A 24,768-nucleotide genomic window follows, 5' to 3' on the forward strand; every position below is an offset into this window, starting at 1 on the left:
CCGCCGATGCAGATGCCCGCCGCGATACGCGGACCACTGTCGACCGCCGCCCGGCTGCGGCTGTACGGGGTCGTCTTCCTCACTGTGATCGCCCTGCTGCTGTCGCTCACCGTCGCCGTCTACCAGCAGGTGTTCACTCCGGTCGTCCGGATCACGCTGGAGGCCGACACCCTCGGCAACCAACTGCAGCGGCGCGCGGACGTCAAACTGCGCGGCCTGATCGTCGGCGAGGTCCGCGACGTACGGACCGACGGGAGGAAGGCGACGCTGGACATCGCCCTGCAGCCCGGTCAGACCAGGCACATCCCCTCGGACGTGCACGCCCGGCTGCTGCCCAAGACGCTCTTCGGGGAGAAGTACGTCGACCTGGTCACCACGGCCGGCTCCTCGCACCGGCACATCGAGGACGGCGACGTCATCACCCAGGACCGCACCAGGGCCGGCATGGAGCTCCAGAAGCTGATGGACGACCTCCTGCCGCTCCTGCGGGCCGTGCGTCCCGGGGACCTCAACGCCACGCTCTCCGCCTTCGCCACGGCGCTGGAGGGACGGGGGGAGAAGATCGGCTCCAACTTGGCCAGGCTGGAGGCCTACTTGCGCAAGCTCAACCCGCACATGCCGGCGCTCCAGCGGAACATCTCCCGCCTCGCCGACACGACCGAGATCTACGCGGACGCCGCGCCCGACCTGCTGCGAGTACTGCGCAACACCGTCACCACCAGCCGGACGGTGGTGGAGAAGAGACAGACCCTGCGGGCGTTCCTGACCGGCACCACCACCGCGTCCGACACCCTCGAGGGCTTCCTGGGCCAGAACGAGGACCGTCTCATCACCCTCGGGCGGGTGTCCCGGCCCACGCTGGCCCTCCTGGACGAGTACTCCCCCGAGTACCCGTGCCTGCTGAACGGCCTGGTGGACCAGAGCAACCGCTCCGACGCGGCGTTCAGGGGCGGCAAGATGCGGATCACGCTCGAGTTCGTACGCCCGCGCCCCGGCTACAAGCCCGGTGAGGAGCCGCGCAACGAGGCCGATGCCGGTCCCTTCTGCGCGGATCTGCCGAACCCGCCGGTGCCCGCGCCCAACTATCCGCTCGCGGACGGGACATCGAGCACGCGGTCGAGCTCCGCCTCCGCGGCCGGCCCCGGCCCCGTGTCGGGGACCGCGGCCGAACAGCGGCTCATCGGCCCGCTCGTGGCTCCGGTCATGGGTGAGTCCGCCGACGAGGTGCCGCCGGTGGCCACGCTCCTCTTCGGCCCGATGGCGCGGGGAACGAAGGTGAACGTCGCATGAGCGCACGCACGATCACCGGGCCCCTGATCAAGTTCGGCGTGTTCGCCGTGGTGACGGTGGCGGCGACGGCACTGCTCGCGGCGACCATCGTCAACTTCAACTTCCGGCCCGAGAAGACCTACACCGCCACCTTCAGCGACGTCACGAGCCTGGAGGAGGGCGACGACATCCGCGTGGCCGGGGTGCGGGTCGGCGAGGTCGAGGACATCCGGGTCACGCGCCGCAAGCTGGCAGAGGTCGAGTTCACCGTCAGCGGCGAACGTCCGCTGCTGCGCAGCACGGGTGCCACCGTCCGCTACCGGAGCCTGGTCGGCCAGCGGTACATCGCCCTCACCGAAGGCGCGGGGAACGGCTCGCGACTGCCGGACGGCGGGCACATCCCGCTCTCCCGGACGCAGCCCGCGCTCGACCTCAACGTGCTCCTGAACGGCTTCAAACCGCTCTTCGCAGCGCTGAGTCCGAACGACGTCAACCAGCTCGCAACGGAGATCATCAAGACGCTGCAGGGCGAGGGCGGCACCGTGGGCAGCCTGCTCGCACACACCGCCTCGCTGACGACGACGCTCGCCCAGCGCGACAAGCTGATCGGCGCCGTCATCACGAACCTCAACACCGTGCTGGCCACGCTGGACAAGCGCAGCGCACGCTTCTCCTCCCTGCTCACACAGCTCAGGCGGCTCATCTCCGGGCTCTCCGCCGACCGCAAGCCGATCGGCGACTCCCTGGCCGGCATCAACGACCTGACCGGTGCCACCGCCGGCCTGCTGGAGGACGGCCGGCCCGCGCTGAAGACGGACATCGGGGAGCTGTCGAAGCTGTCCAGGACGCTGAACGGGCACGAGAAGACCGTCGAGGGCGTGATCCAGCGGCTGCCCGGCAAGCTCAACAAGCTGACCGGCACCGCCACTTACGGCTCCTGGTTCAACTTCTACATGTGCGACTTCGACGGCAAGGTCGTGCTGCCGGGCACCGCCAAGGTGATCACTCCCGAGTACCACGTCGCCAGTGGGAGGTGCGGCGGATGACCCCCTTCCGTGACCGCAGTCCGGTGAAGATCGGAATCGCGGGCCTCACCACCCTCGCGCTGCTCACCGCGGCCGCGTTCAACATCGACGACCTGCCGCTGATCGGAAGCGGCGACCACTACAGCGCCGCCTTCTCCGAGGCGGGCGGTCTCAAGCCGGGCGACGAGGTCCGCATCGCCGGGGTGAAGGTCGGCAAGGTCGACGAGGTGGCGCTCGACGACGACCACGTCCGGGTGGCCTTCCGGCTCAGGGGCGACCCCGCGCTGGGCACGCGCACCGGGGCCGCCATCCGCGTCAAGACGATCCTCGGCGCGAAATACCTCGCGCTCGAACCGGACGGCCGGGGGCAGTTGCCGGAGGGCAGCACGATCCCGCGTTCCCGCACCACCCCCGCCTACGACGTGGTGGAGGCGTTCAGCGATCTGACGACCACCTCGGAGAAGATCGACAAGAAGCGGCTGGCCAAGTCCATGGACACGCTCTCCGCCACCTTCAAGGACTCGCCGGCGGAGGTCCGGGCCTCCGTCAAGGGCCTGTCGAAGCTGTCGCGGACGGTCTCCTCCCGCGACGAGAAGCTGCGTGAACTGCTCCGGCACGCCAAGGGCGTCAGCGGCGTCCTGGCCGAGCGGTCGGGGGACTTCACCCGACTCGTCGATGACGGAGACAAGTTGTTCAAGGAGATCAGCGCCCGGCGGAAGGTCATCCACTCGCTGCTGAAGAACGCGGTGCGGATGAGCGTCCAGCTCTCCGGCCTGGTGAAGGACAACCGCGAGCAGATAGGCCCCGCGCTATCCCGTCTGAACACCGTGGTGCGGATGCTCGAACGCAACCAGAAGAGCCTCGACCGCAGCGCCGAACTGCTCGGCCCCTACTCTCGCGTCTTCGCCAACACCCTCGGGAACGGGCCCTGGTTCGACTCGTACGTGCAGAACCTGGTCGCCGTGCCCGGGAAACCCCGCGGCGGCCCCGACGTGAAGCCGGGAGGGTCCCGATGAAGCCTCTGCCTGCCGCGCTCGGCTCACTGCGCCGTGTGCGCACCGACCCGCGCTCCGCCCTTGCGCTCGCCGTGGCGCTGGTGGTGACGGCCGCGGCGGTGATCGTGCTCTGGCCCCGGAGCGACCCCAAGAACGTCACCGCCTACTTCAGCCGCACCGTCGGCATCTACCCCGGGTCCGACGTGCGGATATTGGGAGTCAAGGTGGGCGAGGTCAAAGACGTGACCCCGCAGGGCGAGCGGGTTCGCGTGCGCCTCGAGTTCCCCGCCGACCGCAAGATCCCCGCCGACGCCGAGGCGGCGATCATCAACTCCTCGGTCGTCAGCGACCGTTACGTGCAGCTCCTGCCCGTCTACCGCAAGGGCCCGGCGATGCCCGACGGCGCGGTCATCCCCCAGAACCGCACCGCCGAGCCGGTGGAGCTGGACCGCGTCTACGACAGCCTCCACATGACGTCCGAGGCGCTGGGCCCCAAGGGGGCCAACAAGGACGGCTCGCTCTCCCGGCTCCTGGGTGTCAGCGCGGACAACCTGGACGGCCAGGGCAAGCAGGTCAACCGCACGGTCCACGACCTGTCGAAAGCCCTGACGACACTCTCCGACGGGCGGGGCGACATGTTCGGCTCGATCCGGAACCTGCAGGTCTTCACGGCCGCCCTCGCAGCCGACGACGACAGCGTACGGTCCTTCAACGACAGCCTGGCCAAGGCGTCGAAGACGCTCGCCGGGGAGCGGAAGGACCTGGTCGCTGCCGTGCGGTACCTCGCGATCGCACTGCGGGACGTGTCCGGCTTCATCAAGGAGAACAAGAAGTCGCTCAGCTCCAACGTACGGGGCCTGAGCAAGGTGACCCGCGTACTCGTCAAGCAGCGCAGCGCCCTTGAGGAGCTGATGGACGCCTCTCCCACCGCACTGTCCAACCTGAAGGAGGCGTACAACCCGTCCTCGGGCACGCTCGACACCCGGAACAACGCCGAACAGGCGCAGGATCCGGACGCCGTGCTGTGCTCCCTGCTGAAGACGGCCGACCCGAAGACCGACTGCGGGGATCTGAAGGACCTCTTCGACTCGCTTCCCGAGCTGCCTGCGGCCGGTGCCCCGAAGGTGGAGAAGCCCCGTATGGACCGGTCCCTCGGCGGAATCCTGGAGGACCGTGCATGAACGCCGTGAACAGCACAGCGCACAGTGCGCCGCGGAACGCAGCGCACAGAGCCGTCAGGAGGGCCGTCGTCTGGGGTCTCACCGGATCGCTGATGTCGGGTTGCACGTTCAGCGGGCTCTACGACGTGCCGCTGCCCGGCGGCGCCGCTGCCGACGACGACGCCTACCGCGTCACCGTCGAGTTCCGGGACGTGCTCGATCTCGTGCCGCAGTCCACCGTGAAGGTCAACAACGTCACGGTCGGCGCCGTGGAGAAGATCCAGCTGGACGGCTGGCACGCACGGGCCCGGCTGCGGGTGGCCGACCACGTGAAGCTGCCGGGCAACGCCGTCGCCTCGGTGCGCCAGACGAGCATCCTCGGCGAGAAGTACGTGGCGCTGGCCGAGCCCGGGGGCGTGAAGCAACCGCACGGCAGGCTCCGGGACGGAGCGGTGATCCCGCTGTCGCGAAGCGGCTCCGGCGCCGAGATCGAAGAGGTGCTCTCCGCCCTGTCGGCGCTGCTGAACGGCGGCGGCGTGGCCCAGCTGAAGATCATCACCACGGAGCTGAATCACGCCCTCGACGGCCGGGAGGACCGCGTCAGGTCCCTCCTCAAGCAGCTCGACAAGTTCGTCGGCGGCCTCGACAAGCAGCGCGACGAGATCGTGCGTGCCCTGAAGGGGATCGACAGACTGTCCGCGCGGATGAAGCGGGAGCGCAAGACGGTCGGCACCGCGGTGGACACCCTTCCACCGGCCCTGAAGGTGCTGGCCGACGAGCGGCGCAAGCTCACGAAGATGCTGACCTCCATGTCGGAACTGGGGAAGACCGGAACCCGGGTCGTCAACGCGTCCCGCGACGACACGGTCGCGAACCTGCGGCATCTGGCTCCGATTCTCCGGCAGTTGAACAAGGCCGGCAGCGACCTGCCCAACTCCTTGGAGCTGCTGACCACTTATCCCTTCCCGCGCAACGCCGCGGACGCGGTCAAGGGCGACTACGTCAACATGAAGATGACGGCCGACCTCGACTTCGACAGCGTCTACGGCAATCTCACCGACAGGAAGAAGAAGCCGAGGAAGCCCCGCCCCGGAAGCCCGAAGCTGCCGGATCTCCCCGGCACACCCGATGTGCCCGACGTGCCCGACGTGCCCGACGTCCCGGACCTGCCCGGAGACGGGAGCGGCGGAGACGGCGGCGGAGACGGAGCCCTGTGCCCGCCGCTGTGCACCGGCGACCCCATCTCCTACCGGGACCACGACGGGCGGCCCCGCTACGGGAACGGGGTCTCCGCGTCCCTCGTCCGGCTCATGACAGGGGGGATGTACCCGTGAAGCTCACCCGTACCGTCACGGCCCAGCTCATCGCCTTCGCCACCATCACCGTCGCCGGTGTCTCCTACGTCGGAGCCGAGTACGCCGGACTGGCCGACCGCCTCACGGACCGGGGCTACACCGTGCGGGCCCGGTTCGCCGACTCGGGCGGGATCTTCAAGGGTGCCGAGGTCACCTACCGCGGGGTGCCCGTGGGCCGCGTGGGAGCACTGAAGCTGTCCGGACCTGACGGTGTCGCCGTCGAGATGCGGCTCGATGACGGTCCGCGCATCCCGTCCGACTCGCTCGCCGTGGTGGCCAGCCGCTCCGCGGTCGGCGAGCAGCATGTCGACCTCCAGCCCCGCACCGGCAACGGCCCCTACCTGAAGGACGGCAGCACCATCGCCCGCCGGGACACGCGGGTGCCGCTCCCCACGACGGAAATGATCCGCAGCCTGGACCGTCTCACCCGCTCCGTCGGCAAGAAGGACCTGCGCGTCACGGTCGACGAGCTGGGCAAGGCCTTCGCCGGAACGGGACCGGCCCTGGGGAGGACGGTCGACTCGGGCGACAAGCTGGTCAAGGCCGCAACAGCGTCACTGCCGCAGACGATCTCGCTGATCGAAAACTCCGAGACCGTGCTCAAGACGCAGGTGGACAAGGGGTCGGCGATCAAATCCTTCTCCCGCGACCTGGCGCTCCTCAGCGGCGACGTCAAGTCCGGGGACGGGGACTTCCGGAAACTGCTGAAGAACGGTCAGACGGCCGCACCGCAGATCAACTCCCTGGTCAAGGCCAACGAGTCGGCACTGCCCCTGCTGATCGGCAACCTCATCAGCGGCGGCCAGATCACCTCGGCCCGGCTGCCGGGGATGGAACAGTTGCTCGTCGCGTTCCCGCTCACCGTCGCGGGGAGCAAGACCGTCGTCCCCGGTGACGGCACCACGCACTTCGGGCTGGTCGTCAACGCCGACGACCCGCCGGCGTGCCGGCAGGGGTACGAGGGCACGAAGCGCCGTGACCCCTCGGACACCAGCGAGCGGCCCGCCAACACCGACGCCCGCTGCACGGCGCCGCGCGGCAGCGGCACCAGCGTCCGGGGAGCGCAGAACTCCCCGCGGCCCTCCGGGTCGGGCAGCGCCGGCGCAGGTACGGCTGACCGGACCGCGGCGCAGGTCAGCCCCTACGACCCGGAGACCGGAGCGGTCCGCGGACCGGACGGACGGACCGTTCGGATCGGTACCTCGGGCGGGGGACAGAGCACGTTCGGAAAGGACTCCTGGCAATGGCTGCTCGTTGGACCCATGGCATGACCTTCGCGGCCGGCCGCATAGCCGCCCGGCTGGACAGCCGCCTGGACGGCACCGGGCGGGCGATCACCGCAGCGCTCGTGGCCGCGGCGGGCGCGCTGCTCGCGCTGTCCGGCTACTTCGGCTACCAGCTCTACGGACAGCACCAGGAGGAACAGCGCCGGCAGGACGTCCTCTCCGCCGCACGGCAGACAGCGGTGAACTTCACATCGCTTCACTACAAGACCTACGAGGCGGACAGCAGGAACGTCCTGCAAGGCGCCACCGGCCGGTTCAAGAAGCAGTTCTCCGCGCAGACGGAGGAGCTGACGCAACTCGTCACCCAGAACAAGTCGGTCTCCAAGGGGCAGGTCCTGGAGGCGGGGGTCGTCCGGGCCGACGACAAGTCGGCGCGGGTGCTGGTCGTCGCCGACAGCACGGTGAAGAACGTCTCCACGCCCAAGGGGGAGACCCGCAACTACCGCTTGCAGCTCGACCTCGTGCAAGAGGGCGGACGCTGGCTCACCTCGAACGTCGAGTTCGTGTCCTGACGGGCAGAAAGGAGAGGAGGACCAATGGCGAAGTCATCCGTCCGTACTCGCAACGGGTCCGGCGCGAGCCGCAACCGCGCTGTCGCCGCCGCCGCCCGTGCGGCGGCCAAGCGGGCCGAACGTGCGCGGACCGAGGAGAGTGACGAACCGCTCGCCGTCGCCGCCGACGCGAAGGCACCGCGCGCGAAGCCGTCACCGAAGGTGCGGCAGGCCCGGAAGGCCCCGGAGCGCGCGGAGGGGCGGCAGCGGCGCGGGCGCGGCACGCGCGTGGCCCTGCTCGCCGCACTCGTCGTCGTCGGCCTGGTCTCGGCGGCGCTGCTCGGCCGGCTCCAGCATTCCGGCGAGGGCGCGCGGGAAGCGCGGGCGCAGGCACTGGCCGCCGCCCGCAAGGCCGCCCCGGACATCCTCAGCTACCGCTACCAGCATCTGGACCGGGACTTCGCGAAGGCCCGCACCCATCTCACAGGCGGCTTCCACAAGGAGTACGCGAAGACGACCGAGAAGGTGGTGGGCCCGACCGCGAAGAAGTACAAGGGCGAGGTCACCGCCACGGTCGCCGAACCCCGCTCCGGCGGAACCCCGGCCGCCTCGGTGGTCACGGCCTCCCCGGACCGGGTCGTCGTCCTGCTCTTCATGAACCAGGTCACCAAGAACACGCAGGCCAAGAGCCCTCGAGTGGACCTCAACCGGGTCCGGTTGACGATGGTGCCCACGGCGGGGAGCTGGAAGGTGAGCGCGGTGGACGCTCTCTGAGCCTGCCGGTGTCCGGGCGTCACCGAAGGGTCCGGGGCCCGCCCTCCTCCGTCCGAACCGCACCGAACCGAATCAACCGCACCGCACCGAACCAACCGCACCGCACCGCACCGCACCGCAGGGAGCCAGTGCGCCCGCCGCGGGGCGAAGCTCCGCGGCGGTGCTCTGCACGGGCGGCACGTGAGAAGGATCTGCGGGGCCCCGGCACGCGCGGGCGGTGCGCCGGGTAAGGCGGCCCTCCCGGGCTGCTTGTTCAGGCCGACAGACATACTTGACCCCATGAGTCAGTCTGCGGACACACGCTCCTCGCCGCCCTCCACGCGTCCCCTCGTCCTCAGCCGCCGCGTGTCCTGGTTCCTGCTGGCCTTCGGGGTGTGGTCCTGGACCGTCTGGATCACCTTCGTGAAGAACCTCTGGAAGGACAGCAGCGGGCTGGCCTTCGACGGCGCAGGCGAACCGACGGGCTATTTCTGGGTTCATCTGGTGCTGGCGGTCGTGTCCTTCCTGCTGGGCACGGCGATCGGCGTCCTCGGCCTGCGCGGGCTGCGGGCCCTGCGGGCAAGACCCGGCGAATGAGGGGGTGACGGACTGTGGCCGTGGTCTTCCTGCTCATCGCAGCGACGGTGATCGTTCTGGTCGGGCTCGCGCACTGGTACCTGTGGCGCCGGCTCGTACGTGACGTGGCGCGCCCCGGCAGCGTGTGGCGTCGTACGGGGACGTTCCTGGCGTTCGTGCTGCCCGTACTGGTGGTCACGAACGTCGTTGTGGGGCGCAGCGAAGCGCCCTTCGCTCTGCAGCAGATGCTGGCGTGGCCCGGCTACCTGTGGCTGGCGCTGCTGCTGTATCTGCTGATGGCCCTCGCCGTCGGGGAGGCCGTGCGGCCGCTGCTCCGTCGTGTGCTGGAGCGCCGCGCGGCGGCCGCGGGTGCTTCCGGCACGGAGCGTGGAGCGGCGTCGCAGGTGCCCTCCGGGGAGGACCGGGGTGCGCGGGACGAGAGTCCGGACAGTGCGGCGGCCGTGATGGTCACCGGCGCGACGGATGCGGAAGCAGCGGACGGAAGGGGGGCCGCGCGGCCCGCCACACCCCCGCAGCCCGGAGGTCCCGGCAGTGCCGGCGGCCCCGGAAGCGCCCGCCGTCCCGGAAGTACCGGCGGCCCCGGAAGCGCCGGCGGCCCGCAGGCGACCTCACGGAGACTGTTCGTGGCCCGTACGGTCGCCGCGGGTGCCACCCTCGCCGCGGCCGGAACCGTCGGCGCGGGCGCCTGGAACCTGCTCGACGGGCCCACGCTCAAGCGCGTCACCGTACCGCTCGCCAAGTTGCCGCGCTCCGCGCACGGCTACCGCATCGCCGTCGTCAGCGACATCCATCTCGGCACGGTTCTGGGGCGCTCCCACGCCGAGCGCATCGTCCGCACGATCAACGGCGCACAGCCCGATCTCGTCGCGATCGTCGGCGACCTCGTCGACGGGACCGTCGAGGACCTCGGGCCGGCCGCCGCACCGTTGCGTCAACTGCGCTCGCGGCACGGCTCGTTCTTCGTCACCGGCAATCACGAGTACTTCGGCGACGCCCGGGCTTGGGTGGACCACCTGCGCGAGCTGGACGTGCACCCGTTGGAGAACGCGCGGGTGGAGCTGCCCGGCTTCGATCTGGCGGGAGTCAACGACGTACGCGGCGAAGACAGCGGCGAGGGGCCGGACTTCGAGAAGGCGCTCGGCGACCGCGACACCGCACGCGCCTCGGTACTCCTCGCGCACCAGCCCGTGCAGATCCACGAATCGGTCGAGTACGGCGTGGACCTCCAGCTGTCGGGGCACACCCACGGCGGGCAGATCTTCCCCTTCCACCTGGCGGCGGCGCTCGCCAACCCGACGGTGGCGGGACTGGAACGGTACGGCGACACACAGCTGTACGTCACGCGCGGCGCCGGCGCCTGGGGCCCGCCGGTGCGGGTGGGCGCCGACCCCGACGTCACTCTCGTCCAACTGGCCTCGAAGTCGGCATGAGCCGGACGGTCCGGCGCGGGCCCGGTCGCATCGGCGGAGCCGGGCGCCCCGTCTGCTCCGGCACACCCCTCCCCTCCGCGCGGCGCCAAGTGTCTTCGGGGCTCTGAAAAGTACGGAGATGAGTGTCGGTGTCCGCCCGTAGAGTCTGCGGCATGACGACGACGGCACACGCGCACACGGACGGTGCGCGGACTCAGGCCCCCCGGCCCAGGATGGAGCTCTTCCGGGTCGCCCCCGACATCTACCGGACCATGTCCGCCTTTCAGTCGGCCGCGTCCGACGGTCTGGACCCGGCCGTGGCCGCTCTGGTCAAAATCCGCGCCTCCCAGCTGAACAAGTGCGCCTTCTGTCTGGACATGCATCTCACGCACGCCCGCGAGGCCGGCGAGACACAGCTGCGCCTGGACCTGCTCTCCGCGTGGGAGGAGCTCGGCGACCAGGGCGTCTACTCCGAGCGGGAGCGGGCGGCGCTCGCGCTGACCGAGGCGATGACCGACCTGGCCGGCGGTTCCGTGCCCGACGAGGTGTACGAGCGGGCCGCACGGCACTTCGACGAGGCCGAACTCGCCCGTCTCATCGCCCAGATCGTGGCCATCAACGCCTGGAACCGCTTCCAGGTGGCGACCCGCGCGGTCCCCGCCGGGCTCGCAGCGAAGAGGAGCGAGCGGTGAGTGCGAACACGGGCGGGAACGTGGAGGGGAGGACGGGGGACGACGGCGTCGCACGGCTGCGGTCGCTGCATCAGGGCCGCTCAACGGGCGATCCCCTCGTGCTGCCCGGCCCGTGGGACGCGGCGAGCGCACGCATCTTCGCGGAGGCGGGATTCGAGGCGCTCGCCACGCCCAGCCACGGGGTCTCGGCCTCGCTGGGCCACGCGGACGGCGACACCCCGGCCGACGAGATGTTCGCCGCGATCAGCAGGATCGTACGAGCGGTGGACGTGCCGGTCACCGCGGACATCGAGAGAGGTTACGGACTGCCGCCGGAGCAGATCGTCGAACGGCTGCTGGAGAGCGGCGCCGTCGGCTGCAACCTGGAGGACTCGGAGGGCGGGGAACTGGTCGAGCCACGGCGGCAGGCGGACTTCCTGGCACAGGTGCACGAGGCCGCGGGCGGGCGGCTGTTGGTCAACGCCCGCATCGACAGCTACCTGCGGGGTTCCGCCGACCCCCTGGCCGACGCCCTTGAACGCGGGCGGCTGTACGTGGAGGCGGGCGCCGAGTGCGTGTATCCGATGAAGGCGCCGCTCGGCGACATCGGCGTGCTGGCAGCGGAGTTGAAGGTTCCGCTCAACGCGTGGGCCCCGGTGGGCGGCGGGCCGTCGCCGCGCGAACTCGGCGCGGCGGGTGCCTCCCGCATCACTTTCGGAGGCGGGCTCGCGCACCTCGCGAGAGCGGCGGTGCAGGAACTGGCCGGGAGTCTGCGCGACGCGTGACGACGGGCCGGAGCGGGCTGCTACCGGATGTCCGCTGTGCGGCGACAGCCCACTGCCCGGCGGCCGCCGGACGGCGGACAGCGGACGGCGGACGGCGGACAGCAGGCAGCAGGCAGCAGGCAGCAACACGAGCGGGCCGGGACACCCTGAGCGGTGCCCCGGCCCGTCGCGGGAGTGTGTCCCTCAGCGGTGACGCGGCAACGTCACTTCTTCGGGATCCACTTCTGCCAGGTGGCCTTGTTCGCCTTGATCCACTTCTCGGCGGCGTCCTCCGGCTTCATCTTCTTGCCGGCGATGTCACCCGCGACCTCGTTCTGGTCCTTGGTCGTCCACTTGAAGTTCTTGATGAACTGCGCGGCGGGGCTGTTGCTCTTCGCGAAGTCCGCGTTGAGGAACTTCTCGAGCTGGTTGGTCTCGTAGCCGCACTTGGCCTTCGCCGCCGGCTCCTCACAGCCCGGCGTGTGCTTCGGCAGTTCGATCTCGACCATGTCGATCTTGTTGTTCATCCACTGCGGCTCCCACCAGTAGGTGAGGAACGGCTTCTTGGCGTCGTAGAGCCGCTGGATCTCCTTCAGCTGCGCCGCTTCGGCGCCGCTGGGGATGTGCTTGAAGTCGAGCTTGAGGTTCTTGATCAGTTCCTTGTCGTGCTGGGAGTACGACGGGGCGGCACCGATGAAGTGACCCTTGTCGCCGCTCTCGGACGTGCGGAAGTCCTTGGCGTACTTGTTGAGGTTCTTCCATTCCTTGATGTCAGGGTGCTTGTCCGCGTAGTACTTCGGCACGAACCAGCCGATGTGCCCGACGACACCGAGGTCGCCGCCGGAGACGACGGTCTTCTTCTCCTCGACGTACTTCTTTTCCTTCTTCGGTACGCCGTGCCAGTCCTCGAGGATCGCGGAGGCCTTGCCGCTGTCGAGCGCGTCGAAGGCGACGGGCTCGTCCATCTGCTTGGCCTCGACCTTGACGTCGAGTTCGTCCTCCAGGAGCTTCTTCACGACCGCGGCGTTCGCCTGCGCACCGACCCATGACGGTTCAGCGAGGACGACCTTGTCGTCCTTGCCTCCCCCACTGCTCGTGTCGGCCTTGCCGCAGCCGGCGGTGAGGGTGAGCGCGCCGAGGATGCTGATTCCGGCGACGACCGTGTTGCGTATCTGCTTGTTCTTCATGTGCGTGACCTGATTTCTCTTCTCGGGGTAGAGGGTTCCGTCGGGTGGGGGGTGCGTTTCTGGGGGTGCCGGTTACTCACTGCGCCGCTCACCTGCAGGCTGGGAGATCCGGTCGAGCATGATGCCGAGACAGACGATGGCGATACCCGCGGGCAGGCCCTGGGCGAGGTTGCCCTTGGACAGGCCCTGCACGACGTCGTAGCCGAGGGCGCCGCCGCCGATCAGGCCGGCGATGACGACCATCGAAAGCACCAGCACCACACCCTGGTTGACGCCGACAAGCAGCGACTTGCGGGCCAGCGGCAGCTGGACGCCGAAGAGCTGCTGCCTGCTCGTCGCACCGAGCGATCGGGACGCCTCCATCGCCGCGGGGTCGACGTAGCGCAGACCCTGCGCGGTGATGCGGATGACGGCCGGGCACGCGTAGATGACGGCCGCGATGATTCCGGCGCTGCGGCTGAGGCCGACGAGTGCGATCACCGGGATCAGATACACGAACTGCGGCATCGTCTGCATCGTGTCGAGCACGGGACGCATCATCCGTTCGACGCGCTGGACTCGCGCCGTGAGGACGCCGAGCACGATCCCGATGAGCATGGTCACCACGAGACCCGCGATCACCTGGGAGAAGGTGTCCATCGACTTGTCCCACAGGCCCATCACGCCGACCAGACCGAGGCAGATGGCGCCGGTCAGCGAGGCCCGCCAGGTGCCGACGATCCAGCCGATGGCCGCGACCAGAAGCACCAGCGCCCACCACGGGGTGGTCTCCAGGCCCGTGCGCAGCGGGTTGAGCACATAGACCGTGAAGCCCTTGGCCCACACTTCCGTTCCGCCCAGCAGCGGGACGCCGTGCCCGATCGCGCCGGTGAGCCAGTCCACGGCCCCCTGCAGGGGACGGGTCACGTCCACCGTCCACGCTTCCGGCCACTCGCGCTCGCCCAGGGAGGCGCCGATCGCGGAGAACACGCCGATCAGGACGACGACCAGTCCCCACACGGCCATTCGCACGCGCCTCATGAGGCTTGTCGCGCCGACGGTCACGGTGGCGTCCAGCCGCTCGCCCGCAGCGGCGGTCGTGCGGTCCAGCAGCACGGCGATCAGCACGACGGCGATGCCCGCGGTGAGGGCCGTCCCGACGTCGAGGCTGCCGAGCGCCTGGTAGATCTCGTCGCCCAGACCCTCCGAACCGATGAGGGAGGCGAGGACGACCATCGACAGGCACATCATGATCGCCTGGTTGAGGCCGAGCATCATCTGCTTCCGTGCCAGCGGCAGCCGCGCCGTCCACAGTCGCTGCCAGGAGCTCGACCCCAGGGACGCGGAGGCCTCCAGCGCCGCGGGGTCGGCGCTGCGCAGCCCGAGCGAGGTGAGGCGGGCCATCGGCGGAGCCGCGTAGATGACGGTCGCGATGAGCGCGGAGGGAACACCGACACCGAACATCAGCAGCAGGGGCAGCAGATACGCGAACGCCGGCATGACCTGCATCGTGTCGAAGACCGGGCGCAGCAGCCTCTCGATGCGGTCCGAGAGGCCGGCTCCGAGCCCCAGCAGGAAACCGAGCAGGGCGGCGGCGAAGACGGCGACCGTCATCAGGGCCAGCGTCTCCATCGTGGCCTGCCACATGTTCAGCACGCCGCAGGCGACGAAGACGCCGAGCGTGGTGGCGCCTGTGCGCAACGCGCGGCGCGAGAGGTCGGAGCCTCCGGCCGCCCAGCCGACGAGAGTGCCGACGACGGTGACGCCCACCCAGCCCATCGCGTCGAACAGACTGACGATGGCGTCCACGGAGCTCTCGGCGCCGTTGCTGATGTGCAGCAGGAAATAGAGGAAGATCGGGCTCGTCTCGCGGTTGTCGACGAGCCAGTTGTCGAGGTCGTCCAGGGGCGACTTGATGTCGACGGTCCAGCTCGCGGGCCAGATACCCGAGCCGCTGACCGCCGCGCTGACGACGACGACCAGCGCAGCGAGAAGCAGCACGAGCAGCTTCGGGTTGCCGGCGAGTGCCCCGAGTGTGCCGGGGGTCTTCTGCTGCTCCGGCCGCTTCTCCGGCTGCTCCTGCGGGGGAATGCCGGTTGCCCGCTGTTCGCCCTGTTCGGGAATGGTGGGAGTGCTCACGCCGGCCTCACCTTCCCCCTCTCGTCCGCGGGGCGGCCCTGCCGTGCGGCGGGCGCTGCGAAGCGGGTGCTCATACGGCGGCCACCTCCTTGTCCCTGCCCGGGTCGCCCTTGCCGTCCTCGTCGGTGTCGCCGCCGTCGAGACCCGCGACGACGTTGAGCAGGCAGGCGTGGTCGATGACGCCTATGGTCCGTCCGCCGTCGACGACGCGGAGGTTCTCGCCGCTGCGGGCGACGGCCTCGATCGCGTCGGAGACCAGCGTGTCCGGCGAGACGTCCGCGCCGCGATCGGCCTCGGCCTTCTCGGCGGGACGCATGGCACGGCGCACGGATATGACCTGCTCGCGGGGGACGTCGCGGACGAAGTCGCGGACGTAGTCGTCGGCGGGGTTGGCGACGATCTCCTCGGGGGTGCCGAGCTGCACGATCTCTCCGTCGCGCATCAGAAGAATCCGGTCGCCCAGACGCAGCGCCTCGGACAGGTCGTGCGTGATGAAGACCATCGTCCGCCCCTCCTCGCGGTGCAGGCGGATGACCTCCTCCTGCATGTCGCGGCGGATCAGCGGGTCGAGAGCGCTGAACGGCTCGTCGAACAGCAGCACTTCGGGGTCGACGGCGAGGGCGCGGGCCAGCCCGACGCGCTGCTGCTGACCACCGGAGAGCTGTACGGGGCGGCGGTCGCCGAGGCCCGTGAGGCCGACCTTCTCGACCATCTCGAGGCCCTTGGCGCGGCGCTGCTGCTTCGACATTCCCTGGATCTCCAGGCCGTAGGCGACGTTGTCGGTCACCGTGCGGTGCGGCAGCAGGCCGAAGTTCTGGAAGACCATGGCGGTGCGGTGGCGGCGCAGTTCGCGCAGGCGGTGCTTGTCCATGGCGCGCACGTCCTCGCCGTCCATTTCGAGCACGCCCGAGGTCGGCTCGATGAGGCGGGTGAGGCAGCGTACGAGCGTCGACTTGCCGGAGCCGGAGAGGCCCATGACGACGAAGACCTCGCCCTTGCGTACGTCGAACGAGACGTCGCGGACGGCGGCGGTGCAGCCGGTGCGCTTGGTCAGTTCGGCGGCGGAGAGCCCGGCGAGCTCTTTGTCGCCGGGCACCCGATGTGCCTTGGGTCCGAACACCTTCCACAGATTGCGGACGGAGAACACCGGGCTGGCCGGGGCGGACTCGTGGGTCTCGGACATCACGCAACACCTCCCGGTGCCGTAGTCGTAGCGGGTCGATCGGATCGGATGAGGTCAGCGGCCTTCTCCCCGACCATCAGCACACCGATCATCGGGTTGACCGCGGGCATGGTGGGGAAGACGGAGGCGTCCGCGACGCGGATGCCCTCCAGTCCGCGGATCTTCAGCTGGGGGTCGACGACGGCGAGGGCGTCGTCGTGGGCGCCCATGCGGCAGGTGCCGGCGGGGTGGTAGACGGTGTGGGCCACCTTGCGGGCGTATTCGCTGATGTCCGCGTCGGAGGTGACGTCGGGGCCGGGGCACACCTCTCGCTTGAGCCAGCCGGCGAACGGCTCGGTGCCGGCGACCTGCCGGGCGGCCTTGATGCCGTCGACGAGTGTGCGGCCGTCGTAGTCGTCCTCGTCCGTGAAGTACCGGAAGTCCAGGGCCGGTTTGTCGGCCGGGTCGGCAGAGGTGAGGTAAAGGCGCCCGCGGCTGCGCGGCTTGGGGATGTTCGGCGTCAACGACACGCCGTGCGGGGGCCGTTCGTAGCCCAGCCGCTCGGGATTGTCGGTGAAGGGGATCTGGTAGAAGTGGAACATCAGGTCGGGTCCGGCCGACTCCGGGTCCCGGCGCAGGAAGAGCCCCGCGTCGGAGTCCATCGCGGAGTTGTCGGGGATGGGCCCGTCCGTCTCCCAGACGATCACCGACTCGGGGTGGTCGAGCAGGTTCTCCCCGACGCCCGGCAGGTCGTGCGTGACGGGAAGACCGAGCGCCTCCAGGTCCGCCTTCGGACCGATGCCCGAGTGCATCAGCAGCCTCGGGGTGTCCACGGCCCCTGCGCAGACCAGCACTTCGCTCGCCGCGGAGATCAGCCGTTCCGCGCCGTCCTTGCCGCGGACGTGCACGCCGGTCGCCTTGTTGCCCTCCAGTTGGAGCCGGTACGCCCAGGTCTCCAGGAGGATGTCGAGGTTCGGGCGGTCACCGGCCTCGATGTGGGGGTGGAGGTAGGCGACGGACGCCGAGGAGCGCTTGTTGGTCTCCGGGTGGTAGGCGAGGTCGAAGAAGCCGACGCCCTCGTGGAACGGCTGCTTGTTGAAACCGTCTATCTCCGGGACGTCCAGGGCGTCCTTGGCCGCGGCGATGAAGTCACGGGCGATGTCGTTGCGGTCCTGCTCGCCGACCGGCACGACGTTGTTGCGCAGCTTGGCGAAGTAGGGATCCATGGCGGCGGCACCCCAGCCCTTGGCGCCGCCGGCCTCCCACTCGTCCCAGTCGGACGGCAGCGGCTTGAAGGAGATCAGGGTGTTGTGCGATGAACAGCCGCCGAGCACCTTCGCCCGGCTGTGCCGGATGTGCGAGTTGCCCCGGGGTTGTTCGGTGGTGGGGTAGTCGTAGTCGAGCTCGCCGCCGAGCAGACCGAGCCAGCGGCGCAGTGTGAGCACCTCGGGCCGGTCGATGTCGGACGGACCGCCCTCGATGAGGGCGACGGTGACGTCCGGGTCCTCGGTGAGCCGTGAGGCGATCACCGACCCGGCGGTACCGCCGCCGACTATGACGTAGTCGTAGGTGGATATGTCTCTGGACATTTCCGTGTTGCGCTCCTCGGGATTCACGCGTCGGGACGGAGAGGACGAGGCGGGCATGGTGCGGCTGCTCCGTCAGCCGGAGAACCAGCGGACCGGTCGGGGACGCAGGTTCTCGTACACGTGCTTGGTCTCGCGGTACTCGGCGAGTCCGTGCGGGCCCAGCTCACGGCCCACGCCCGACTTGCCGAATCCACCCCACTCGGCCTGCGGCAGGTAGGGGTGGAAGTCATTGATCCACACGGTGCCGTGGCGCAGACGGGCCGCGACGCGGCGGGCACGCGCGGTGTCCGCGGAGAAGACGCCGCCGGCGAGCCCGTATTCGGTGTCGTTCGCCAGCGCCACCGCTTCGTCCTCGGTCCGGAAGGTTTCGACGGTGAGGATAGGCCCGAAGGTCTCCTCCCGGATCACCTTCATGCGCCGGTGACAGTTGTCGAGGATCGTCGGTGAGTAGAAGTAGCCGTCGGCCGGCCGCACCTCGGACGGTTCGGGCCGCTCCCCGCCGCTGCGCAGCACGGCACCCTCGTCCAGCGCGGACGCCACGTACGCTTCGGTCTTGGCCAGCTGCTGCGCGGAGACCAGCGGCCCGCACTCGACGCCCTTCTCGGTGCCGCGGCCAAGGCGGATGCGCCGGGCGCGGGCGGCGAGCTCGGTGACGAAGCGCTCCCGCACGGACTCTTCGATGATGAGGCGGGCACCGGCGGAGCAGACCTGACCGCTGTGGATGAAGGCGGCGTTGAGGGCCTGGTCGACGGCGGTGTCGAAACCCTCGTCGGTGGCACAGGCGTCGGCGAAGACAACGTTGGGGTTCTTGCCGCCGAGCTCCAGCGCCACCTTCTTCACTCCGGGGGCGGCGGCCTGGGCGACCTTCGTCCCGGAGACGAGACCGCCCGTGAAGGAGACGAGGTCCACGTCGGGGTGCTCGGACAGGCGGGCGCCCACGGGGTCGCCGGGCCCGGTGACCAGGTTCGCGACGCCCGGCGGGAGGCCGGCCTCGGCAAGCAGCTTCACCAGGTGGATCGTGGTCATGGGGGTGATCTCGCTGGGCTTGATCACGAAGGTGTTGCCGGCGGCCAGCGCCGGGGCTATCTTCCAACTGGCCTGGAGCAGCGGGTAGTTCCAGGGCGTGATCATGGCGCAGACCCCGACGGGCTCGTGCACGACGACGCTGTGCACGTCCGGGTCGCCGGCGTCGACGACGCGGCCGGCCGATTCGCCGGTGACGAGGTCGGCGAAATAGCGGAAGGCCGCGGTGACGTCGTCGACGTCCACCCGGCCCTCTTCCCACGTCTTGCCCGCATCCCGTGACTCGGTGAGGCCTATCTCCTCGCGGTCGCGCTGGAGGAGGTCCGCGACGCGGCGGAGGAGGGCGGCCCTCTCCGCGACCGGTGTCCTTGGCCAGTCGCCCTCGTCGAAGGCGCGGCGGGCGGCGGCGACGGCGGCGTCGGTGTCCTGAGCGCCGCCCTCCGCCACGACGGCGAGCGTGGTGGCGTCAGCGGGGTCGAGGATTTCCCGCGTTCCGCCGGCCTGCGCGGAGCGCCAGTCGCCGTCGATATGAATGCTTTCTATTTCGGACACCTTCTGTACTGCCTTCCGAGCTGTAATGACGCATCGTGTCACGAAACAATCACATCGTGACTGCTGTGAAATAAGCCATGCGCTGGTCACATGGCAAGAGCGAACCCTGCCCCGTCTTGGCGTTTGCATGTCCGTCCGCGGCAGATAAGTGGGGTTCCTCACGAGCCGAAGTGTGCGCGTGACGGACGAAGAGCCCGGTTGACGCCCTCTGAGAGCGTTTTATAACGATTCTGATGCAGGCCTGGCCGATTCTTTTGCATGACGTGGGGGGCGGTATTGACGGTTCTGGCCGCGGCGATCAAGACCTCGCCGGTACTGCGTTCCTGTCCGCCCGGGCATGGATTGCGGGGCGGAACGGCGCGGCAGCGAGGGGTGGATGGAGGCCGCCGCCCGATCCGCGTCACCGGGCTGCGGTCTCGCCGGACCCGTCCTCCCCGCCCTTTCCGCAGTCCACGCCAGTCGGGCAGAAGAACGCCAGCGCCGTGTCGAGCAGCTCCTTCTGGTCTTCCGAGGCGCCGTCCTTGTCCGGCCCGTACGCGATGACCGCGTACAGCTCGCCGTCCTGGGCCTCGAAGCGGTGGTCGATGACGCGGCGCGTACCGCCGTGCTCATCGGAGTCGTAGGTGTACTCGAGACGGGCCGCCGGACCGTCGCCGCCGTCGAGGCGGTCGAGGGATTCGCGCTCGTAGCTCTTGTTCTTCTCCGCGTTCGCCTCCGCCAGCTCCAGCGACTCATACGGATCCGAGTCCTCCACCCAGAACACCTGAAGCTGACTGGAGCGGCCGGGCCCCTCGTAGAAGACGGCCTGGGAGCCTTCCCGGCCCTCGGCGCGGCGCTCCCAGCCCTTCGGGACGGCGAGGCTGAACCCCTCCGGGTCGTTCGCGATCTCGAACCCGCTCGGCGGGCTCGACTCGGCCGCGCCGGTGGGGTCGGCGGACTCCTCCCCCGCGGCCGCCGGCGCGCTCGTGGCGGGCCGGGACGTGGTATCCGGGTCGGGGACGACCACCTGCGAGCGGTTGTCGGGCGGAGCCGGCTCGTCCTTCCAGCCCAGCGCCCACGCGCCGAAGGCGAGCGCGCACACCGCGAGAACCGCCAACGCGCCCTTGGCCGCGGTCCGTTGCTGACGCGCGGACTCGGTGTGCTGCCGCGCCTTCAGGATCTCGGCCTCGTGGTCCACCCAGCGCTGCTGGTCGGCGTCGAAACGGATCACCAGGTCTCACCTCTCACGTCGCTCACCCCAGCACCTGCGCGGCGGCCTGCACGACGGCGGCCGCGGACGCGAGCATGCCGACGGCGCTCGCGCCCGTCTCCAGCCGCTCGCGGAGCCGGGTGAGGCGGCCGGTGCCGGCGCTGCCCGTACGAGTGATCTCGCCCTCGATCTCGCCCAGTTCGCCGTCGACCGCGGTGGTCTCGTCGGTGGCCGCAAGGATCCGCATGTCCGCACGCAGCGCCCGCACCGCCTCCAGGAGCGCCAGCGTCGCCTCGTCCGTCTGCGGCGGCGGCTCGGCCCGGCCGTACGAAGTCGCCCGGCCGTGCGCGCCGGTGGCGACGGCTCCCCCCGACATGTTCCCGATGTGCACGGCGCCGCCACCGCCCCCGGCCGTGAACTCCTGGACCGGCTCGGACGCCGGTTCCTGCGAGGTTTCCCGCTCTCGTTCGTCGCCGGGCGGCATCACGCCGGGCTCCCTTCCATGTGCTGCGCCTTGCCGTGCTCGCCCGTGGCCACGGCGCCGCCGCTCATCTCCTCGATGTAGACGCCGCCGTCACGTACGTTCACGATCTGCTGCTCGAAGCGGTCGGTGCGGAAGCCGCGCTGTTCAAGCGCGTCCCGCACGCCGCTGGCGATCCTGTCCTGGACTGTCTTGATGTACCGGCTGACGTCCATCTCCTGGAACAGCGACAGCTCGTTCGTGCTCGCCAACTCCCGTACGGAGATCAAAGGAGCGTCCGGCGCCGCGTACTCCGGGGAGCTGAGCCAGACGCGGCAGACCGACAGCAGCGTGCGGGCCGCGGCGATCCCAGCCGCCGCGGTGGCCGCCGGTGCCGTGAGGTAAGCGAGCAGCCCCTCACGCAGCGCGCCCCCCGCGCGGCGCTCGACGATGGCGTCGACCTCCCTGAACTCCTCGGCGACCGGCCCCAGTACGTGCGGGACGACCTCCAGCACCAGCATTCCGCCCTGTGTATGGACGCGCACGAGCAGCGAGACGACCACCTGCTCGTGCCAGGAGCCGACCCGGACGCGCAGGAAGTGCCGGCGCGCCTCACCACCGTCGTCGGCCGCGTCGGCGAGATGCTCCTGGACGTTCTCCTCCCGGTAGACGCCGCTGTCGCGGCGCACCCCGGACGGCAGATAGACGAACTCCTCGATCTCCAGGGCGCGCAGGCTGTCCCTGCTGGTGCGCGCGGTCGCCTCGCGCAGCGCCACGAGCCGGGGGGTGATCATGTCGAGGACGTGACGGCTGGAGAGGTGGTTCGCCGGCGGCAGCGGCGGGTGTTCCCGCGCGTGCGCCGGTGTCCGTCCGTCCGGCGCCGGTTCGGTGGGATGCGCCTGCGCCCTGTGATGGGCCTGGGGCGGGACGGCGTTGGCCGGTTCGGTGGAGAGCGTCTCCTTCTTGCGCCGCAGTTCCAGCGCGAAGGACCACGGTCTGTGCGGAACACCGGCGCCGACGAACGGCCGGTTCGCGTCGTACAGCGTCGCAGGCGCGTGCTGTTCGCGGTCGATCGCGTCACCGATGCGCCGGTACCGCTCGGAGTGGGGAAGCATGGGCTGCTGCGCCGTTGCGAACGTCTCGCGGCTGAGCTGCTCCCGCAGAACGGACGTGACCCTGATCCGGTGCAGCCAGACCACGGCGACCATCAGAAGCGGAAAGATGACCGGATAGGGGTTGTCGGCGACGGCGCCGAGGGCGGTGAGCCAGTAGCCCGCCGCCAGCGCCCGCGCGGCGTAGGTGACGGCCGTGCCCAGCCGGCGGCGTACCGCGGACCTGAAGGACTTGCGCGGCGCCCTGGCACCCGCGTACAGCAGCGTCTCCCGGCCCGCGATCGCACGGCCCGCCCACAGGGCGAGGACCACACCCGCGTAGAAGAGCACCCAGCTGGTGGGCCGCTCCGACACCGACGAAAGCCGGTCGTCACCCAGGAACAGGGCCATGGACAGGAGTTCGTCGAGGGGGACGTCGAAGTTCCCGCCGAACCGGTCGTCCAGCGCGTCCCACGTCACCAGCACGGAGACGAGGAAGAAGCCGGCCCAGACGGCCAGCAGCGCGAGCGCGGTCTGCATTTCCTGCCGCCGCGCCTGCAACGCGTGGGCAAGCACGGGACGCACGTCCACACCCAGCGACGGCGGAACGGGACGCTCGGCATGCCCGACCAGCTCGTCGATGACGCGCTGACGGAATCCTGCGTTCAGCCGCGCACCGGCGCACAGCAGACGCGTCGCCTCACTGTGAGCATGCGTGCGCAATGAGTAACTCATGAGTAGCCCCGATTTCCCCAAGGTCTGTTCCAGGGATTGGTCCTGAACATACCCGAGGAGCGCCGCCTCGACCACGGCGGCAAAATCCCTGTGGATAACGCTTCGGGAACGCCGGGGGCCACCTTGCCGAGTCCCACGTGAGCGGCAACTGCCCTTGGATGACGACGTGTTGGAAATGGGGCCGGGCGACGCGGCCCCGGCCGGCACACCGACGCGTCACGGGAGCGCCGTCCGACCGGGCCGCCCGCGCCGGCGCACGCCGTGAGCCGAAGAGACGCCGTGAGCCGAAGAGGCGTGGTGAGCCGGAATGACAGCGGCTGCGGCAACCGCCGCGGCAGCAACGGCGGAAGGAAACGGAGCGGGCCGGAAACGGGACGGGCCCGTGCGCCACAGGGAGGTGTTCTCCCTTGCCGCACGGGCCCGTTGTGTCCTCGCGCTCACGCGCTCAGCCCGGGGAAGTCCCTGCTTCTCCGGCCTTCCGGCCTTCCGGCCGTCCGGAATTCCGGTCGTCCGGCCGTCCGGCCGCGGAGCGCGGACATCCGCGACTGAAGGCGTCTCAGAGCAGGCCGAGACCGCGGACCGCGTCGCGCTCCTCCGCCAGTTCCTGCACGGACGCGTCGATCCGGGGCCGCGAGAAGTCGTTGATCTCCAGGCCCTGGACGATCTCGTACGAGCCGCCCGAACAGGTCACGGGGAAGGAGGAGATCAGACCCTCGGGGACGCCGTACGAACCGTCCGAGGGGATGCCCATCGACGTCCAGTCGCCGGCCGGCGTCCCGTTGACCCAGGTGTGGACGTGGTCGATCGCCGCGTTGGCGGCGGAAGCCGCCGAAGAGGCGCCGCGGGCCTCGATGATGGCGGCGCCGCGCTTGGCGACGGTCGGGATGAACTCCTCGGCCAGCCACTTCTCGTCGTTCACCGTCTCGGCGGCGTTCTTGCCGGCGACCTCGGCGTTGAAGATGTCCGGGTACTGCGTGGCGGAGTGGTTGCCCCAGATCGTCAGCTTCTTGATGTCGGAGACCTGGGAACCGGTCTTCTTGGCGAGCTGCGTGAGCGCGCGGTTGTGGTCGAGGCGCGTCATCGCGGTGAAGCGCTCGGCGGGCACGTCCGGGGCCGCGGCCTGAGCGATCAGGGCGTTGGTGTTCGCGGGGTTGCCGACGACGAGGACCTTCACGTCGTCCGCCGCGTGGTCGTTGATGGCCTTGCCCTGCGGCTTGAAAATGCCCCCGTTGGCCTCGAGCAGGTCACCGCGCTCCATGCCCTTCGTGCGCGGACGCGCGCCGACGAGGAGACCCACGTTGGTGCCGTCGAAGGCCACCTCGGGGTCGTCGGTGATGTCGATGCCGTGCAGCAGGGGGAAGGCGCAGTCGTCGAGCTCCATGGCGGTGCCCTCGGCCGCCTTCAGAGCCGGTGTGATCTCCAGCAGCCGCAGCTTGACGGGCACGTCGGCGCCCAGCAACTGGCCGGAAGCGATACGGAAGAGCAGCGCGTAGCCGATCTGGCCGGCCGCTCCGGTGACGGTGACGTTGACGGGGGTGCGGGTCATGGCGGTCTCCGTAATGCCTGGCGGTGGCAGTTTCGAGGCGGGGTCCTTCCCTGGGCACCTCCCCGGGGTCCTCCCTGGGCCCCTCCCGGCGAAGCGTTCGGGAGAAGCGAGGGGGAGTAGCCAGGGGGAGAAGCCAGAGGGAACGCGCCCTGCCGTGTTCGGAAGTCTCTCAGGATGTCTCTCTACATCAAGAGACCCCGCGCCAGGCTATCCGACGTCATATACGTACCGGCAGCCGCCCGCGGAAGGAGGGACGACGCGGACGGCTGCCGGTATGGCCAGCCCGTGGGGGGGTGCTGAAAGGGCGCTTTCCCGGGATCGGACGAGCCATGCATGCGCAT

The 24,768-nt window shown here is 70.0% G+C and carries 21 protein-coding genes; 12 read left to right on the forward strand and 9 right to left on the reverse strand.

What is annotated here, in order from left to right; translation table 11 throughout:
* Window positions 1-6: 6 nt before the first annotated feature.
* The 12 genes from EV375_RS14290 to EV375_RS14345 all read left to right on the forward strand — a co-directional run bounded on the left by EV375_RS14290 (window position 7) and on the right by EV375_RS14345 (window position 11,796).
* Entirely contained in the window at window positions 7-1,290 is a 1,284-nt protein-coding gene (locus EV375_RS14290; protein WP_486588475.1) for an MCE family protein, read from the forward strand.
* Window positions 1,287-2,315, forward strand: coding sequence for an MlaD family protein (locus EV375_RS14295; RefSeq protein ID WP_130299784.1), 1,029 nt, complete (start codon window positions 1,287-1,289; stop codon window positions 2,313-2,315). Before EV375_RS14290 ends, EV375_RS14295 begins: the two co-directional genes overlap by 4 nt.
* Window positions 2,312-3,310: an MCE family protein gene (locus tag EV375_RS14300; RefSeq protein ID WP_130299785.1), complete on the forward strand. Its 999-nt coding sequence runs from the start codon at window positions 2,312-2,314 to the stop codon at window positions 3,308-3,310. The genes EV375_RS14295 and EV375_RS14300 overlap by 4 nt, the downstream gene beginning before the upstream one ends.
* Window positions 3,307-4,470: an MCE family protein gene (locus EV375_RS14305; RefSeq protein WP_130299786.1), complete on the forward strand. Its 1,164-nt coding sequence runs from the start codon at window positions 3,307-3,309 to the stop codon at window positions 4,468-4,470. The genes EV375_RS14300 and EV375_RS14305 overlap by 4 nt, the downstream gene beginning before the upstream one ends.
* Before the next feature lie 92 nt (window positions 4,471-4,562).
* Window positions 4,563-5,783, forward strand: coding sequence for an MCE family protein (locus tag EV375_RS14310; RefSeq protein WP_486588476.1), 1,221 nt, complete (start codon window positions 4,563-4,565; stop codon window positions 5,781-5,783).
* Complete coding sequence (locus tag EV375_RS14315; protein WP_130299788.1) at window positions 5,780-7,075, forward strand: MlaD family protein; 1,296 nt, start codon at window positions 5,780-5,782, stop codon at window positions 7,073-7,075. Before EV375_RS14310 ends, EV375_RS14315 begins: the two co-directional genes overlap by 4 nt.
* Entirely contained in the window at window positions 7,048-7,602 is a 555-nt protein-coding gene (locus EV375_RS14320) for a hypothetical protein (RefSeq protein WP_486588477.1), read from the forward strand. The genes EV375_RS14315 and EV375_RS14320 overlap by 28 nt, the downstream gene beginning before the upstream one ends.
* Before the next feature lie 24 nt (window positions 7,603-7,626).
* Window positions 7,627-8,355, forward strand: coding sequence for a hypothetical protein (locus EV375_RS14325; RefSeq protein WP_130299789.1), 729 nt, complete (start codon window positions 7,627-7,629; stop codon window positions 8,353-8,355).
* Between the two features lie 279 nt (window positions 8,356-8,634).
* Window positions 8,635-8,931, forward strand: coding sequence for an SCO4848 family membrane protein (locus EV375_RS14330; RefSeq protein WP_130299790.1), 297 nt, complete (start codon window positions 8,635-8,637; stop codon window positions 8,929-8,931).
* 14 nt (window positions 8,932-8,945) lie between these two features.
* Window positions 8,946-10,361: a metallophosphoesterase gene (locus tag EV375_RS14335; protein ID WP_130299791.1), complete on the forward strand. Its 1,416-nt coding sequence runs from the start codon at window positions 8,946-8,948 to the stop codon at window positions 10,359-10,361.
* Window positions 10,362-10,513: 152 nt separating this feature from the next.
* Window positions 10,514-11,032 (forward strand): carboxymuconolactone decarboxylase family protein, encoded by a 519-nt coding sequence (locus tag EV375_RS14340; protein WP_486588478.1) that lies wholly within the window; start codon window positions 10,514-10,516, stop codon window positions 11,030-11,032.
* Window positions 11,029-11,796, forward strand: a complete 768-nt coding sequence (locus EV375_RS14345; protein WP_486588479.1) for an isocitrate lyase/PEP mutase family protein — start codon at window positions 11,029-11,031, stop codon at window positions 11,794-11,796. The genes EV375_RS14340 and EV375_RS14345 overlap by 4 nt, the downstream gene beginning before the upstream one ends.
* A gap of 203 nt (window positions 11,797-11,999) precedes the next feature.
* Here EV375_RS14345 and EV375_RS14350 read toward each other — a convergent pair whose 3' ends face one another.
* The 9 genes from EV375_RS14350 to EV375_RS14390 all read right to left on the reverse strand — a co-directional run bounded on the left by EV375_RS14350 (window position 12,000) and on the right by EV375_RS14390 (window position 24,427).
* Window positions 12,000-12,962 (reverse strand): ABC transporter substrate-binding protein, encoded by a 963-nt coding sequence (locus EV375_RS14350; RefSeq protein ID WP_130299792.1) that lies wholly within the window; start codon window positions 12,960-12,962, stop codon window positions 12,000-12,002.
* A 72-nt stretch (window positions 12,963-13,034) separates the two neighbouring features.
* On the reverse strand, window positions 13,035-15,080 hold the full coding sequence (locus EV375_RS14355) for an ABC transporter permease subunit (protein WP_130299793.1): 2,046 nt from the start codon (window positions 15,078-15,080) through the stop codon (window positions 13,035-13,037).
* A gap of 70 nt (window positions 15,081-15,150) precedes the next feature.
* Window positions 15,151-16,263, reverse strand: a complete 1,113-nt coding sequence (locus EV375_RS14360; protein WP_130299794.1) for a glycine betaine/L-proline ABC transporter ATP-binding protein — start codon at window positions 16,261-16,263, stop codon at window positions 15,151-15,153.
* Complete coding sequence (locus EV375_RS14365; RefSeq protein ID WP_130299795.1) at window positions 16,263-17,831, reverse strand: GMC oxidoreductase; 1,569 nt, start codon at window positions 17,829-17,831, stop codon at window positions 16,263-16,265. The genes EV375_RS14360 and EV375_RS14365 overlap by 1 nt, the downstream gene beginning before the upstream one ends.
* Before the next feature lie 72 nt (window positions 17,832-17,903).
* Window positions 17,904-19,406 carry an aldehyde dehydrogenase family protein gene (locus EV375_RS14370; RefSeq protein ID WP_130299796.1) on the reverse strand — a complete coding sequence of 501 codons (1,503 nt, stop codon included), beginning with the start codon at window positions 19,404-19,406 and terminating at the stop codon, window positions 17,904-17,906.
* Between the two features lie 400 nt (window positions 19,407-19,806).
* The gene (locus EV375_RS14375) at window positions 19,807-20,616 is read right to left on the reverse strand and encodes a hypothetical protein (RefSeq protein ID WP_130299797.1); all 810 of its coding nucleotides are present in this window, start codon (window positions 20,614-20,616) and stop codon (window positions 19,807-19,809) included.
* A 22-nt stretch (window positions 20,617-20,638) separates the two neighbouring features.
* Window positions 20,639-21,082: a hypothetical protein gene (locus EV375_RS14380; RefSeq protein ID WP_130299798.1), complete on the reverse strand. Its 444-nt coding sequence runs from the start codon at window positions 21,080-21,082 to the stop codon at window positions 20,639-20,641.
* A complete protein-coding gene (locus EV375_RS14385; protein WP_165434736.1) occupies window positions 21,079-22,869 on the reverse strand; it encodes a hypothetical protein in 1,791 nt (596 codons plus the stop codon). The genes EV375_RS14380 and EV375_RS14385 overlap by 4 nt, the downstream gene beginning before the upstream one ends.
* Window positions 22,870-23,437: 568 nt before the next feature.
* Window positions 23,438-24,427, reverse strand: coding sequence for a malate dehydrogenase (locus tag EV375_RS14390; RefSeq protein ID WP_130299800.1), 990 nt, complete (start codon window positions 24,425-24,427; stop codon window positions 23,438-23,440).
* Window positions 24,428-24,768: the final 341 nt, after the last annotated feature.

This window comes from Streptomyces sp. CNZ301 (assembly GCF_004217425.1).